Source organism: Flavivirga algicola (genome assembly GCF_012910715.1).
GTDB classification, from domain to species: Bacteria; Bacteroidota; Bacteroidia; order Flavobacteriales; family Flavobacteriaceae; genus Flavivirga; species Flavivirga algicola.
Map to the genome: position 1 here is coordinate 464,131 of NZ_JABBHF010000001.1, position 16,742 is coordinate 480,872.

Consider the following 16,742-nt stretch of genomic DNA (forward strand, 5'->3'; position numbering starts at 1 on the left):
TAATATCAAATTATACGCTCCATAGCTAACGGTTTAGATCATATATTTATTAAACACCAAATGAAAAAAAAACAAATCATCATTTTCCTAATTCTTTTGGGAATTAGTCATAACCTCACTTCACAAAACAAAAACATCACCATTAACATAAAAAGAAACTCAGATAACAGTGTTGATTTTTATTATGAAAAAAAGCTTCCTGGTAGTTTCTATATAAGTATAGAATTTACATCATTGTCGAACACTTATAATAAAAAATATCATACAGTCGTTAAAAACAATTCTGGTAGACTTTTTAAATTAAAGCCCATTAACAAAGAACAACCTATAAATTTCTCTTATAAATATTCTTACATACAAGGAACCCCAAACCCAAAAGTAGATAAGCTATTTGCTTATACTCTCCCCTTTAAAAAAGAAAAAGGCATAACTATACTTGAGAGTACCAATTTAAATGAGGTTTATTTTGGCAGCGAAAAACCTTCAAACTGGAAATCTTATGTTATTGATAGAACTTATGCCGATACGGTTTGTAGTATGAGAAAAGGTCTTGTTGTTAAAATCGTTAATGAATTTAATACAGATACACTAACACAATACAGTTACAAAAGCAAAATGAACAGTATTCTTATTGAACATTCCGATGGTACCTTTGCTTCATACAAAGGTTTTAAGAAAAATTCTTTTCTTGTTAAGCTTGGACAAACCGTATATCCGCAATCCCAATTAGGCATTTTGGACGCTTTTAATGATTCAACTTACAGATTATATTTCCATATTTATTATTTGATCAACAATGACCTTAATTTGAAAGGAAAAGTATCATTAAAAGAGCAAAAAAGTAATAACGGGTTTTTAACGCCATACTTTTATACTACTAATGGATCTGAACAATTAAAACATAAAAACGATTATATCATAGACTTTAATGAAGCCACTTTTTTTCAAGAATTTACAAAAAGAGAAAAGAAAAAATATCTGAAAAACCCTGAAAATTTTAATTGATAGCTCCTAAAATAAAAAACCAAACACTTCTTTAAACTTAAAAAAAATCAATTAAAAAAAGGTTTTTATAAACTAATATTAAATACATATCAATTTAATTTCAGTTAATAAAATAACTTTTAAATATTTATGAAAAATTCAATTCAAATTTTATTAATGGCTCTTATTTTTAATACTTTTTCTTATTCACAAAATGGAGAATATATAGATGATTTTGGAAACCCTCTTTCTAAAATACAATTTAGAAAGTTAAAAAATAAAGGAGGCATAAAAATTAGACTAAAAAATAAAAATGCGAAGTATGGTATGATACCTATTGAATACAGGGGAAATATTTCAAATTCCATTAAATCTAAAATAGTACATTTTCTAGAGCTTAATTCTGACTTTAAAATTGCACCGAATGATACTATTATCATAGAATATGATATGCTATTGATCATAAATGCAATGTTGTTAACAATATAAATCTAAAAAAGTATGTTAAAGCCATTAAAGAAAAAGAAAATTTAGCATTGTTTATTATGGTAGATAACTATGATGAAAAAATTAAAGGTCAAATAATTGACAATACGGACCTAATAAAAAACAACTTTTTTAATTATATAAATTGGCCTCTAATAGATGTTTATAAATGTGGCGGTACTCTTTTGTTATATCCTGATAATTCTTTTTTGAGAGTTTGTGGAGAACATGACCCAATGGAAATTCTTAAAAAGTTTTAATAAAACCTTACTTTCTTACGTTTACAGTTTTAGCTTATGAAAAACCTACTATCCATCTTCTTTTTAATATTGTCAACCTACGCGAACACACAATCAAAACCAATAGATTCTCTTAAATTTATAAACCAAAATAGAATTAAAAATGATTTAATAAAAATCACTCAAACCCAAAAAAGCAGGAATTACCAAAATATAGAAACACTCAATACCATAGCAGACTATATTAAATCTGAATTAATAAAAGTTAGTGATTCTGTAGCTTTTCAACCATACCTTGTAAATGATAAAACGTATAAGAATGTTATTGGTTCTATTGGCATAGAAAACAATGAGCGCATTATTATTGGAGCACATTATGATGTATATGGTAACCAACAAGGAGCTGACGATAATGCTAGTGGAGTAACTGGGCTATTAGAATTAGCCAGATTACTTTCAAAAGAGAAATTGAATTATAGAATCGATTTTGTAGCTTATACTTTAGAAGAGCCTCCTTTTTTTAGAACACAGCAAATGGGAAGTTATATTCATGCAAATTATTTACATATAAACAACATTGCTGTTAAAGGCATGATTTGTTTAGAAATGATTGGCTATTATAATGATATAAAGGGGTCACAAAGTTATCCCATACCTGAAATGAATTTAAAATATGGTAATACAGCAGATTTTATTACTGTAGTTCAAAATGAAAAAAGTGACAGATTTGGCAATCAAATTGGATTATTAATGAAAGAGCAAGACTTAATTAAAACAATCCTTTTTAAAGGATCTCATTTAGTAAGAGGCATCGATTATTCCGACCATTTAAACTATTGGAATTTTAACTATCCCGCCGTCATGGTTACAAACACATCTTTTTACAGAAATAAAAATTATCATACCAAAAATGATACAATCGAAACCTTAGATCTCAATAAAATGAGCGCCGTAATTGAGCAATTATATATCGCTATAAAACAATTAAAATAGTTTCACTTCAAATTCTTATGGATTAATCACTCCAAAGTATTTTGGGGCGTTTTTCATTTCATTGTAAATCATAAAAAAATCCCAACAGATAATTAAACATCATTATAATCGTTATTTTTGCGACAAACTTTTATATTTTGAACAAACTACAAGTTTTATTTATCACCCTTGTTGTTGGCTTTGTCTCAATAGTTGCCAACGCACAAGAAAAAAAGAAAATAAAAATTGAATATGCTGGTAAGCTTGCTTATGATGAAGAAAAATATCCAGGTGCCAAAGTACTAATACGGGATGATGCACAACAAGTTCATATTGAGCATGAAGGTGCCAATCTGTGGTGCGACAAAGCGATCCACTATAGTGCTGAAAAATTTATAGAAGCCTATGGTAATGTAAAAATGATACAAGGTGATACTATTAACATGACCTCCAAATACGTTGAATATAGCGGTGCATCAGGTTTGGCATTTGCTAGTGGTGACGTTGTTTTAAAAGATCCAAACTCTACTATATCTTCAGACACCTTATATTTTGACCGTGTTAAACAACAGGCTTTTTATAAAAGTGGCGGAACCGTTGTAAAAGACTCATCCGGGACTATTACCAGTAAAATAGGCAGGTATTATATGGACATTCCAAAATATCAATTTGTTGAAGACGTTGTACTGGTAAATAAAGAATCGACGATTAACTCAAATTTTTTCGATTTTTACCCCGATACGGGTCATGCCTTTTTATTTGGACCTTCAACAATAACAACAGAAACCAGTGTTACCTATTGCGAAAAAGGATTTTATGATACCGAAAATAAAGTCGGTTATGCTCTAAAAAAAGCAAGAATAGATTATGATAACCGTATTATAGAAGGCGATAGTTTATATTTTGACAACAATATTAGTTTTGCTTCGGCAAGCAATAACATAAAAGTAACAGATACCATAAACAATAGTATTATTAAAGGCCATTACGCCGAGGTATTTAAAGAAAAGGATTCTGTATTTATTACAAAACGGGCCTTAGCAATCACCCAGCAAGAAAACGATTCTATCTACATGCACGCAGATAAAATCATGGTAACTGGTAAACCTGAAAATCGTATTATTAGAGCATATTACAATGCCAAAATATTTAAAACCGACCTTAGCGGAAAGGCAGATTCTATACATTCAAATCAAAAAACAGGGATCACCGAATTAATAAATATAGATCGCTTTTCGTCCAGCGATAAATTTTCTACAGTACGAAAACCGATTCTTTGGAACATAGCCAATCAAATGACTGGTGACACCATTCACCTTATTTCAAATACAGAAACAGAAAAGATAGATTCTCTGAGGGTTTTCAACAATGCCTTTATTATAAGTAAGGATACAATAAGCGAAGACGGTTACAATCAAATTTATGGCATGCGACTCATAGGCCTGTTTAATGAAGAAAATGAGTTACGACAAGTCGATATTATTAAAAATGCCGAATCTATTTTTTATACACGTAATGATAAACAAGAGCTAATAGGCATAGACAAAGCAAAATCCGGAAGTATTTCCATGCTTTTTGCTGAAGGCGATATTGAAGAATATAATCGAATAAATCAAGTAGATGGCAAACTATACCCAGAATCTCAATACCCAGAAAAAGAAAAAATCTTAAAAGGTTTTGATTGGCGTGAAGACGAACGCCCCTTGAGTGTTGAAGATTTATTTAAAGACGACCCACCTCTGGTTTTACCTGTTATAAAAGGACTGGAAGATTATGTCCCGCAAGATGAGTTTTTTGATGAAGACATGCTGAAGCGTATTAAAGATGCAGATAATCGGGCTAAAAACAATAAGAAAGAACCATCAAAAGCCGCAAGACATATTCCTAAACCAGCAACACCTAAGTCAGTTAAAAAAGAAAAAAAGCTTTTAAGTCCGAAAATGATAAAAAAATCGAAAGAAAAACTCGGTACTCCCAGCGATTTAAGTAGGTAACAATGAAGTCCGATTTTTTTAGATATCAAGCACAAACAACGCCGCACCCATTGGCTATGGAGATTTCTCATGCTATCGGTTCTTATATTTATGATACCAAAAATAAAGCTTATCTGGATTTTGTTGCTGGGGTGTCTGCTTGTCCTTTAGGTCATAACCATCCCAAAGTTACCCATGCAATTAAAAAGCAATTGGATGCTTATTTACATGTTATGGTATATGGAGAATACATACAAAAACCAGCTGTAGAACTCACTAAACTATTAGCCAATAACCTCCCCGATCCTTTAGAAAAAACATATTTAACTAATTCTGGTACCGAAGCCATTGAAGGCGCCCTAAAACTAGCCAAACGAGCCACTGGCAGAAGTGAAATTATAGCAGCGCACAACGCATATCATGGTAACACAATGGGAGCTATGAGCGTGATGGGCTTTGAGGAAAGAAAACAGGCATTTAGGCCTTTATTACCAGATGTGCAATTTATTACATTTAACGATGCTTCTAATTTAGAATACATTACTACCAATACAGCCTGCGTTATTTTGGAAACCATACAAGGTGGTGCTGGTTTTATAGAACCACAAAACGCATATTTAGAAAAGGTAAGGAACTGCTGTGATACCGTTGGTGCTCTTTTAATTTTAGATGAGATACAACCTGGTATAGGTAGAACAGGTAAACTTTTCGGGTTTGAACATTACAATTGTATTCCAGATATTTTAGTTACAGGCAAAGGTTTAGGTGGCGGAATGCCTATAGGTGCCTTTACAGCCTCTGGCAAACTCATGGATGTATTGCAAGACAAACCCAAATTAGGGCATATTACGACCTTTGGTGGGCATCCAGTTATTGCTGCATCTGCCCTGGCAACCTTAAAAGAAATAACTGGAGGGCATCTAATGAGTGAAGCCTTAGAAAAAGAAACGTTATTTCGTCAACTTTTAGTCCACCCACTAATTAAAGAAATTAGAGGAAAAGGGCTCATGCTTGCCATAATTACCACTTCAGAAAAGATAACAAACGCGCTAATTCTTAAAAGCCAAGAGAAGGGTTTAATACTTTTTTGGCTTCTTTTTGAACCTAAAGCCATAAGAATTACACCGCCTTTAACCATTTCTAACGAAGAAATCACCAAAGGCTGCGCCATAATCATTGAAATTTTAGACGAAATACACAATCAAAACCACTAGCCCAACTTTCTGAAAATCAAAACAGAAGAATCTAAAAAACATTTAAAAGGCATCGTTGTTGATTACTTTGTTAAAAACATTTAATTAATTTATCGTAATAAAGACAAATAGAAGCTTAAATTTATTCTAGTAGAAATTTACAAAAGTGCTTATGGAGTTTAGTCATAATGACAACAACAATTTGCCTCTATCAAAATTTGAATCGATGTTAAAAACAAATCATGTTTTGTTTTTCGATTCTGAAGAGTTTGAAAACATCATTCACTACTATTTAAACCGAGGAAAAATAGCCTTAGCAAAAAAAGCTATCAAATTAGGTTTAGACCAGCACACAACCTCCATTAATCTAAAGCTCTTTAAGGTTGAAGTTTATGTCTTCGAAGACAAACTAGTTGAAGCAGATACTTTATTAAATGAACTTTATAGCTTAGATCCCATGAATGAGGAAATCTACATTCAAAAAGCTAACATATTATCTAAAAAAGATGAGCACCAACAAGCGATAGATGTATTAAAAAAAGCATTGGAGCTAACAGATGATGTTATCGACTTGTATTCTTTAATTGGCATGGAATATCTTTTCTTAGACCAATTTGAAAATGCAAAAACATATTTCATGAAATGTTTGGAGCAAGATTTAGATGATTACTCTGCGCTCTATAATGTGATATATTGCTTTGAATTTCTAGGTCAGAACGAAGAAGCCATTTCTTATTTAAACACGTTTCTAGATAAAAATCCATATTGCGAAGTCGCATGGCATCAATTAGGTAAACAATATTTTACCTTAAAAAAGTATAAAAAAGCACTGGCTGCATTTGATTTTGCTGTTATCTCAGACGACACTTTTGTAGGTGCTTATCTGGAAAAAGGGAAAGTGCTTGAAGAATTAAAACGCTATGACGATGCCATTGAAAATTATAGCATCTCATTAGAACTAGATGAACCAACATCGTTTGCTTTATTACACATAGGGCATTGTCATGAAAAATTAAAAAATGATGATTTGGCAGTTCAATATTATTACAAAACTGTTCATGAAGATCCTTTATTAGACAAAGGGTGGATTGCTATAACAAAGTATTATAACAGGCAAAAGAATTATCAAAAAGCACTTTATTATATTAACAAAGCTCTAAATATAGATCCTGAAAATGTGATCTACTGGAAATTATACTCGCAAATTAACCAGCGACTTCATTTTTATGAAGAAGCAGAGCGCGGATTCAAAAAAACGCTGGAATTAGGCAATTATGAGCTTAATACCTGGCTCTCTCGTGGCGATATACTGATCAAACTCGGTGAATCGCAAGCTGCTATTTATAATTTTGAACAGGCTTTAGAATTTTATCCTGAAAATGCAGAGCTGGAATATCGTCTAGCGGGCTTGTACTTTTCTATAAATGAAATCGACAAAGGCACGTTTCATCTAAAAAACGGTATTGTTTCCAATGAAGAGTATGCTTTTATAATTGAAGAGCTTTTTCCTGAGGTTTCTAACAGAATATTAGTAAAAACATTGCTAAAAACAAATCTGTAAGCTAACTTCTTTCTGGATAACACTTTCTTAATAGTCAGGTCTTATATACACGCTATTATTTCTAATTTCTGATCACATTTTTAATCATGAATGTTCATTAAAATGTATACCTTTGGTTTCAGTTTAAAAATCAGAATATGCAAAGACGTCTCATCGATTATTTTATTATTTCCTTAAAAGGTTTAGCTATGGGCGCTGCCGATGCTGTCCCAGGTGTTTCAGGTGGTACAATTGCATTTATATCTGGTATTTACGAGGAATTGATTTCATCTATAAGCAACATAAATATTTCCCTTTTCAAAACACTTTTCAGTAAAGGCATCTATGCTTTTTGGAAACAATTAAATGGAAACTTTTTACTGGCATTAACAACAGGTATTATAATAAGTTTTGTGTCGTTTATGAAGCTTGCCAAGTATTTGTTAGAGAATCATCCTATTTTAATTTGGTCTTTCTTTTTTGGGCTTATAGTCGCCAGTATTTATTTTGTCGGTAAACAAATTTCTAAATGGAACATAACTGTTATCATAGCATTAATTATTGGTACTGGTATTGCATTTTACATTACTAGACTTCCTGTTTTAGCAAACAACGAGAGTTCCTTATTTTTATTCTTTGCAGGAAGCATAGCTATTTGCGCCATGATATTGCCTGGTATTTCGGGATCCTTTATACTAATAATTCTGGGAGCATATAAAGCACTAAGTGATGCCATACATGATATAGACATAAAAAAGGTATTCATTTTTACTAGTGGAGCCCTTGTAGGCTTACTTAGTTTTAGTCATATTTTAAAATGGCTTTTCAAACATTACCATAACATCACATTGGCATTGCTTACTGGTTTTATTTTTGGATCGTTGAATAAAGTATGGCCATGGAAAAAGACCTTAACGTGGCACACAAATTCCAAAGGCATAAAAACACCTGTTTTACAAGAAAGTGTTTCTCCTTTTTCTTTCGATGGTGAAAGCCAACTTGCTTTTGCTGTCATTTTAATGATTATTGGCTTTTTAACTATTTTTATTCTGGAAAAAGTAGGTTCAAAAAAACAATAAATGGAAAGTACCAGGACACTTACCGATAAAATTTTTCTCATCCTAAAAGGATTAGGCATGGGAGCTGCCAACAAAGTTCCTGGTGTTTCTGGAGGCGTTGTTGCTTTTGTGGCTGGGTTTTACGAAGAGTTTATTTATTCGCTCAAAAAAGTAAATGGTAAAGCGTTTAAATTATTTATCAACGGACGGTTTAAAAGTTTTTTTAATTATATAAACGGTCGCTTTTTAAGTCTACTCTTTTTGGGAATGGTAATTAGTTATTTTAGCATTTCTAAAGTTCTGGATTATTTAATAAAACATTATGAGCTTTTCGTTTGGAGTGTTTTCTTTGGAATGATTATCGGATCCATTTACTACATTAACAAAGATTTTAAAGATTGGAATTACAAAACGTACACCTCGTTAGCCATAGGAGTTATGGTTGGTTTAAGTATTAGTTTTTTTAATCCTGCAAAAGAAAATGACAACCTTTGGTTTGTGTTTTTTTGTGGTATTATAAGTGTGTCCGGTATGACACTACCTGGGTTTTCAGGTTCTTTTATACTCATTTTACTAGGAAACTATGTTTTACTATTAGTAGATTCGGTAAATGCTCTTTATGACACTTTTTATGAAGCCTTGGGTGGAGATTTCACTTTTATTGATAATACAGAACGTATTAGAATGCTTAAAGTTTTAGCCGTTTTTACATTAGGGTCCGTAACAGGTCTGGTAACCTTCTCTCATGCCTTAAGTTATATCTTAAAACATTATAAAAATGTCACAATATCTGCCATTATAGGTTTTATTATCGGGTCACTGGGCGTTGTATGGCCATGGAAAAAAACCATCTATAAAATGGATACGGATGGTCTTTTTATTTTGGATTCGACCGGCCAAAAAATAATAGAAAATTATAAGCGTTTCATTCCCGAATTTAATACCGAAACATATTATGCCATTGCATTTGTTTGTTTCGGAATTGCTATTGTATTAGCTTTAGAATGGTATGGACAAAAAACTAGAAAAACACATGAATAAATTAGGACTTTTAGGTAAAAATATAGCTTACTCATTTTCAAAAACATATTTTAAAAAGAAATTCGAAGATGAAAAGATAACTGATACAACCTATGAGAATTTTGATATAGAAGCAATCGACTTATTTCCTTCAATCATAAAAAACACTTCAAATATCAAAGGTTTAAATGTCACCATACCATACAAAGAAGTTGTTATCCCTTATCTCGATAAAGTAAGTAAAAAAGCAAAAGCGATAGGTGCTGTAAACACTATAAAAGTCACCAAAAAAGGCAAATTAGTAGGCTATAACACTGATTGTTATGGCTTTAAAAAATCTATCGAGCCTTTTCTAAAACCACATCATAAAAGCGCTTTGATTCTAGGGACTGGAGGCGCTAGCAAAGCCATTGCTTACAGTTTAAAAAAATTAGGTGTTGTGTACCAATATGTTTCAAGAAAACAATCTGAAGGTATTGGTTTTACTTACGATTCTTTGACTGAAAATGCTATAAAAAACCATCAATTAATAATAAACTGTACACCTCTAGGTACTTTTCCAAATATTGAGGATTGTCCAAATATTCCGTATCAAGCCATAACAGATAAGCATATTTTATTCGATTTAATATACAATCCAGATGAAACCAAGTTTTTAAAACTGGGTAAGCAAAATAATGCCGTAACCATTAATGGACTCAATATGTTAAAATTGCAAGCAGAAAAGGCCTGGTCTATATGGAACATATAGTAATAACAATCCTACAATCGTTAAAAGGCTTACTTAATCTTTGTAAATAATGAGACTTGTTAGTATCTTTAAAGTCTAAAGAAATTTGATGAACCTTAACATTTTTTAAAATGTCTGATATTAATAAACTGCAAGATCTGGAAGAAAATAACGAAGATAAATCTATTGTAAGTCAATCTGATAATGACTTAACGAATGATTCTTCATTAGAATTAAATGAAGCGGAACAGGCAGCAAATGCTGTCAATTCTGAGGAAGCAGTTAATGCCAACACAACAGTTGACGAAGCTCCAAATGAAGACATTGAAAAACCAAATGCAAACGAAAATGTTGAGACCGATACAGAATCTAAAGCTGTAGAAACAGAGAAGGAAGAGGATGAAGTTATTAATGAAATAGAAGAGTCCAATGCTGAAGACGCCGAAGACGAAGGCAATAAAGAGCGGCATACCATCGAGGTTAAGGAATATGATACCATGTCTTTAGAAGCATTGGCTATCGAACTTGAAAAGCTTTTAAAAAACGAAAAAGTACAAGCTATAAAATCTCATGTTGATAAAATAAATACAGCGTTTAAAACCAAGTTTCAAGCCCTTATAGATGAGAAAAAAGAAGAATTTTTAAATGATGGTGGTAACGAAATAGATTTTTATTACTCATCTCCCGTCCAAAAAAGGTTTAAAGAAGCTTACAAGGAATATCGAAAAAGGCTCAATGAACATTATCAAAGTTTAGAAAAAAACTTAAAACAAAATTTAGCAGACAAGTTAGAGATTATTGAAGAGTTAAAAGGCTTAATTAACTTGGAAGAGAATATAAATACGACCTATAAGCATTTTAAAGAATTGCAGGAGCGCTGGCGTAACACTGGTCCTATTCCAAGGGACAAGTACAATAATGCTTGGAATAGTTATCATCATCATGTCGAGATGTTTTACGACTTCTTGCATTTAAATAGGGACTTACGCGATTTAGATTTCAAACATAACTTAGAGAAAAAGTTAATGATTATTAAGCGTGCTGAAGAGCTAGCCCAAGATGATAACGTTATGCGTGCTTTTAGAGAACTTCAAGAATTGCATAAAATGTGGAAAGAAGAACTTGGACCTGTAGCCAGAGAACACAGAGAAGAAATCTGGGGACGCTTTAAAGTCGCCACAAAAATTATTAATGACAAGCGACAATTATACTATCAAGAAATAGATAAGGTTTATGAAAAAAACCTTGAAGTTAAACTTCAAATTATAGCAGACATAGAAGCTATAAATAACCAAGAAAGCAAATCCCACAGTGCTTGGCAAAAGAAAATTAAAGAAATTGAAGCATTGCGCAATGCCTTTTTCAATGCAGGAAAAGTGCCTATAAAAGTAAATGAAAGCACTTGGGCTAAGTTCAAAGAATCTGTACGTACTTTTAATAGACAAAAGAATGCTTTTTACAAAGGGCTTAAAAAAGAACAGTATAAAAACCTACAACAAAAATTAGAGTTAATAAAAATAGCCGAAGACAATAAAGATAGTGACGATTTTGAGGCAACAACACCTTTAATGAAAAAGATTCAGAGTGATTGGAAAAAAATTGGTCATGTGCCCAGAAAAGATAGTGATAAAATTTGGAAACAATTTAAATCTGCCTGTAACAGCTATTTTGATAAGTTACATGCCAAAAGAAATGCTGCAAATCAAGAAAATATAGATGCTTTCAATAAAAAGAATGATTTCTTAAATACCCTGAAAGATTTAAAATTAACTGGTACTAAAGATGAAAATCTAGCAACTATAAAAGAACAGATTACAGCATGGAGGACTTTTGGAAAAGTCCCTAATGATAAACGATACATAGAAGGTAAATTCCAAAAAACCATAGATGGTTTACTTGCCAGCTTAGAAATGGATAAAAATGAGATTGAAATGATCAAGTTCGAAAACAAACTTGACAACATTAACACATCTGATGATGATCACAGAAATTTAGACAATGAGCGTTCTTTTATTCGTAAAAAAATTGATGAAGTAAAAAGTAAAATTAATCAATTAGAAAATAACCTACAGTTTTTCACCAATGTAGATGATGACAACCCACTTGTAAAAGAGGTTCATCATAATATTGATACACATAAGGACGCTTTAAAACTTTGGAAAAGCAAACTTCAAAAAATTAAAGATCTATACTAGTTATTTTTCGTTAATTATTAAGACTGAAGTGTCCGTGATAAATACGTTCAACCCCTGTTTGATCTATTAGCTGTGTAGTAAACATAATAGAGTCTGATGTTGTGGTAACTTACTATCATAAAACCTACCTTCCTGTACACTGCTTTTGGCATTTAATTGCTTAATCAGCTTACCACATCTATCATAAACATTCATAATCGATCTATTAGAAAAATCCGTTTTTAAGCCTTTTACCTGACATGTGTCATTATCTCCGTCATTATTAGGTGTGAAAAATTTAGGAAATCCGAGAATAAAAATCTCTAATTTAGTAGTTATACATTTCGTTTTACCCCTCACGTATATGGTATATACCCCTGCTTTTACTCGATCAAAAAACGGGGTACTTATTCTAAAAACATACGATTTAATCAAATATATTCTTAGGCATTCAACTTTATATACTAAATGATAGTTTAAGAAGGATAAAATGTTAATATACTACTGTAAACCCTAAGGATTATAACGATTTTGCTTCCTCCCAAAAAACGTCCATTTCTGCTAAGGACATATCCTTTAAAGGCTTATTAATAACTTGGGCTTTTTCTTCAAGGTATTGAAAACGCTTGGAGAACTTTTTGTTAGTCCGTTCTAAGGCATTTTCTGGATTGATATTTAAAAATCTGGCATAGTTGACCATGGAGAACATAACATCTCCAAATTCACTTTCCATGGCATCTTGATCCCCAGATTGTACTTCTGTTTTAAATTCTGCTAACTCCTCCTCTACTTTTTCCCAAACTTGATTGGGTGCTTCCCAATCAAAACCAACGCCAGCAACTTTTTCTTGTATTCTATTAGCTTTTACCAATGCAGGTAAACTTTTAGGCACGCCTTCTAAAACACTCTTTTTACCTTCTTTTAGCTTTAAATTTTCCCAGTTTCTTTTTACATCTTCTTCACCCTCAACTTTAACATCACCATAAATATGTGGATGTCTGCTAATTAACTTCTCACAAATACTATGACAAACATCTGCAATATCAAAATCATTTGTTTCACTCCCTATTTTCGAATAAAAAACAATGTGCAGTAATACATCTCCCAACTCTTTTTTTATTTCATCCAGATCATTATCTAAAATAGCATCTCCAAGTTCGTAGGTTTCTTCAATGGTTAAATGACGTAATGTCTCCATGGTTTGCTTTTTATCCCACGGACACTGCTCTCTCAATTCATCCATAATGGTTAACAATCTATCAAAAGCTTTAAGCTGGTCTTGTCTGGAATTCATCTTTTTAGTTTTTGTAAAAATACAATTTTGAGAGTCTAGAAAAGAAATTAAAATTTTAAAATTTTGGTCCATTTAAAAATAAAAAACAGAAGTATCATTTAGCTCAAAACGCAAAGCTCAATACAGGTATCTTTCTGATTCACAAACACTCAAACATAAACCAACTTATACTATATTCATTTTTTTAATTAACTTGTAACCAAATTAATATTGCTATGAAAAATTCTCTTCCCGTCTACAGAGTTATCTTTTCTCTTATAACATTCTTTTCATTAAATATAAATGCACAAAATACACCTATTAAAAAATCTATGATTCTGTTTACTCAGAAATCTAGCGCTACACCTTTTAATTATGATAAATATAAAGCAGATGGCATTTTCTGGGGACATATGCTACATAATGGCATTGATTCAGATGTGGAAATGAATAACTGGGCCGCAGATGTAAGTAACCGTGTATCAAACGGTGAATATTTTTTTGGACGTCTTGAGTTTGACTGGGGATGGAAATGGATGATTGACTTCATGAACGATCCTGGAGCATACTGGGCACAGGACTTAAATGGTAACAATATCCTTTGGACGGGTACGATACACAATGGACACGCCCATAGCTGGCAGAGTCATCATGGTCCTGAGTTTTTGGAATGGTTGAAGTATCAGGTTGATCGGATAGATCTTGCTCCAATCACCCACTTGATGATCGATTCCCAAACGTCTGCTTCTAGAACTTTACATTGGTTAGGCGGAGATTTTTCTGTGCATTCAATGAATAACTTTAGAGAATACTTGAAGGGTAAATACACCATAACTGAGTTAAGTGCTTTAGATATTAATGATATTGACAATTTCAATTATCGTAATTTTTTGATTAGTAAAGGTTATACACTAAACAGTTATAAACAACAAGCGCTTAGCATTGCTGGGAACATACCTTTATATGATGATTTTGTCTATTTTCAACGTCAGGCATTAAATGATGTGATGGAGGAATTATTCGAGTACATTGATACAAAGATGCCAGGCATTGCAATAGGAGCGACTACCAACCTTGTTGAACCCCGTGGCTTTATTTTTTCGGAACGACAAACTTATTTGGCTGGTGAATTTTTTCACGATCATGATGTAAATCAAAGCCCTCCGTTTAAGACTATGTTACACTTCAAAGCAGCCGAAGCATTAGACAAAACCTTGATCTATTTTCCATACCCAGATGCATTTGCTGCCCTATATGATAGAAGCGCCCCAAAACAAGCCCGCGGGTGGATAGCACAGGCTTATGCTATGGGGTCTATTTTTACCATACCAGAAAACATATGGCTTGGTGGTGGATATCCTGTGTGGAGTCCTGGGTGGCAAGTCTATTCAGATTTGTATGAGTTTATTGATGATAATAGTGAGCTACTGGACGATTACAAAGCTGTTTCAAATGTTGCACTAGCGTATTCAGTTTATGCATCGCTTTTAGAAGGTGGTATGGATGGTAGCGCTACAGCTCGTCAAACTTTGCAGAACCTTGTAGAAGATAACATTTCATTTGATCTAAAGATTTTTGGTGATCCAGACCGCCCAATAGCACCTACTACACAACAACTAGAACCGTACGATGCAGTTGTTACTGATAATGATGTTCAATATCTTACTAATGATCAAAATGTTATTTTGAACAGCGCTGGAGCTAAAGTAGTCTCCATTAATAACCCAAATGCAATAACACAGCGTCTTTCGTGGAAAATAGATGTGCTAAGCGGTAATACTATTAGCAATCATCTTATATCTGCTCTCCCAAGAAAATCTACCAAGAGTGATGCGGCTCCTTATGTATTACATCTACTTAATCGTAAATACAACCAAAGTGTAGACGAGGCCCAAACTCATAATAATATTTCTGTAAAAATACCTGAAGCTACATTTCCTAATACAATAACTGGAGCTAAACTACACAGGCCTAATAGCACGCCCATAGATCTAGTACTCAACACCGATAATTCTGGTCTAATAACTCTAAACATCGGAACTTTCGATGCTTTTTGGGGTATAATTGAACTAACCCACAGTGGATCATTATCTACTAATGACGTAAATTTAAATACTCAAAAAATAGTAATGTATCCTAACCCTTCAGATGAGTTTATAATGTTATCTGGTTTAGATGGTTTTGATAATAATGTTAGTATTACAGATATTTTTGGAAAAGTTGTTATGCAATTACCTAATATTAAAGATAAAAGTATTATAAATACTCAAAATCTGCCGTCAGGTATTTACATTGTTAAAATAACGAGAAACAATACTCTAATTGATATTAAGAAACTGGTTAAAAACCAAGGTTAATTAAAAAAACTATTGAGAACTTTATGCCAACCATAAGGGACACTATTTTTTGAGTTAAGGTTTGCAATATAAAAACGCATGTTAACATAATTTATAGCCTTCTTAAATACCTGACATTGAATTTGTTTGTAACAAATTAGTAATTTTTACTACTTATTAGTAAAACAGGTTTAATATTTAAAAGAAAAAAAATGATTATCAATAAAGGAACATTAATTTTAGGCGCATTAATTGGTGTTGGAATAGGTGTGTTATTAGCCCCAGAAAAAGGGAAGGTAACCAGAGATACCCTTAAAAAAGAGGGAAAAACCATAAAGGATCAGATAATAGAGGACTTTACAGAAGTTAAAGAGGACGTCTCAAAAGCAACAGAATCTGGTAAAGATAAATTTAAAAAAGATTTAAAAGACTTTAGGTCTAAAGCGAGTTACAAAACCGAGCAGGCCATTACCTTTTTAGAAAAGCAATTGGCTATTCTAAAGGAAAAAAATAAGACATATCAGCATACGAGTTAGTGAGATTCTGAAATACTGAAATAAATTCAGCACGAGGCACAGTGAAACAAAAGAGGGTGTCTAAAAAGTATGTTCAATGTCATATTGAGCTTGTCGAAATATTTTTAAAATACTGATACTCAATGTTGGTTTCGACAGGTTGCACACTGAGCGTAGTCGAAGTGCTCAACCTGACAAATCAAATTACTAAGACTTTTTAGACACCCTCTTTTGTTTATAGGTTCCCAG

Annotated in this window: 14 protein-coding genes; 12 read left to right on the top strand and 2 right to left on the bottom strand. The window is 32.3% G+C overall.

Annotated features, from left to right (window positions below; all coding sequences use genetic code 11):
• Positions 1–60: 60 nt before the first annotated feature.
• The 10 genes from HHX25_RS01820 (at position 61) to HHX25_RS01865 (ending at position 12,390) form a co-directional block, all read left to right on the top strand.
• On the top strand, positions 61–1,005 hold the full coding sequence (locus tag HHX25_RS01820; protein WP_169669467.1) for a hypothetical protein: 945 nt from the start codon (positions 61–63) through the stop codon (positions 1,003–1,005).
• 129 nt (positions 1,006–1,134) lie between these two features.
• Complete coding sequence (locus HHX25_RS01825; RefSeq protein WP_169669469.1) at positions 1,135–1,473, top strand: hypothetical protein; 339 nt, start codon at positions 1,135–1,137, stop codon at positions 1,471–1,473.
• 293 nt (positions 1,474–1,766) lie between these two features.
• Entirely contained in the window at positions 1,767–2,702 is a 936-nt protein-coding gene (locus tag HHX25_RS01830) for a M28 family peptidase (protein WP_169669471.1), read from the top strand.
• Between the two features lie 137 nt (positions 2,703–2,839).
• Positions 2,840–4,675 carry an OstA-like protein gene (locus tag HHX25_RS01835; protein ID WP_169669473.1) on the top strand — a complete coding sequence of 612 codons (1,836 nt, stop codon included), beginning with the start codon at positions 2,840–2,842 and terminating at the stop codon, positions 4,673–4,675.
• A 2-nt stretch (positions 4,676–4,677) separates the two neighbouring features.
• Positions 4,678–5,868: an aspartate aminotransferase family protein gene (locus tag HHX25_RS01840; RefSeq protein WP_169669475.1), complete on the top strand. Its 1,191-nt coding sequence runs from the start codon at positions 4,678–4,680 to the stop codon at positions 5,866–5,868.
• Positions 5,869–6,019: 151 nt separating this feature from the next.
• A complete protein-coding gene (locus HHX25_RS01845; RefSeq protein ID WP_169669477.1) occupies positions 6,020–7,408 on the top strand; it encodes a tetratricopeptide repeat protein in 1,389 nt (462 codons plus the stop codon).
• 137 nt (positions 7,409–7,545) lie between these two features.
• Positions 7,546–8,466 carry a DUF368 domain-containing protein gene (locus HHX25_RS01850; RefSeq protein WP_169669479.1) on the top strand — a complete coding sequence of 307 codons (921 nt, stop codon included), beginning with the start codon at positions 7,546–7,548 and terminating at the stop codon, positions 8,464–8,466.
• Complete coding sequence (locus HHX25_RS01855) at positions 8,467–9,486, top strand: DUF368 domain-containing protein (protein ID WP_169669481.1); 1,020 nt, start codon at positions 8,467–8,469, stop codon at positions 9,484–9,486.
• Positions 9,479–10,216 (top strand): shikimate dehydrogenase family protein, encoded by a 738-nt coding sequence (locus HHX25_RS01860; protein ID WP_169669483.1) that lies wholly within the window; start codon positions 9,479–9,481, stop codon positions 10,214–10,216. Before HHX25_RS01855 ends, HHX25_RS01860 begins: the two co-directional genes overlap by 8 nt.
• Positions 10,217–10,326: 110 nt before the next feature.
• On the top strand, positions 10,327–12,390 hold the full coding sequence (locus tag HHX25_RS01865; RefSeq protein ID WP_205957973.1) for a DUF349 domain-containing protein: 2,064 nt from the start codon (positions 10,327–10,329) through the stop codon (positions 12,388–12,390).
• A 66-nt stretch (positions 12,391–12,456) separates the two neighbouring features.
• On the opposite strand, the gene HHX25_RS21520 is transcribed toward HHX25_RS01865, so the two are convergent.
• Complete coding sequence (locus HHX25_RS21520) at positions 12,457–12,729, bottom strand: T9SS type B sorting domain-containing protein (RefSeq protein ID WP_394352853.1); 273 nt, start codon at positions 12,727–12,729, stop codon at positions 12,457–12,459.
• Between the two features lie 160 nt (positions 12,730–12,889).
• On the bottom strand, positions 12,890–13,663 hold the full coding sequence (mazG, locus tag HHX25_RS01875) for a nucleoside triphosphate pyrophosphohydrolase (protein ID WP_169669487.1): 774 nt from the start codon (positions 13,661–13,663) through the stop codon (positions 12,890–12,892).
• 215 nt (positions 13,664–13,878) lie between these two features.
• Here mazG and HHX25_RS01880 point away from each other — a divergent pair, with 215 nt between their 5' ends.
• The gene (locus HHX25_RS01880) at positions 13,879–15,999 is read left to right on the top strand and encodes a T9SS type A sorting domain-containing protein (protein ID WP_169669489.1); all 2,121 of its coding nucleotides are present in this window, start codon (positions 13,879–13,881) and stop codon (positions 15,997–15,999) included.
• A 191-nt stretch (positions 16,000–16,190) separates the two neighbouring features.
• Complete coding sequence (locus tag HHX25_RS01885) at positions 16,191–16,514, top strand: YtxH domain-containing protein (protein ID WP_169669491.1); 324 nt, start codon at positions 16,191–16,193, stop codon at positions 16,512–16,514.
• Positions 16,515–16,742: the final 228 nt, after the last annotated feature.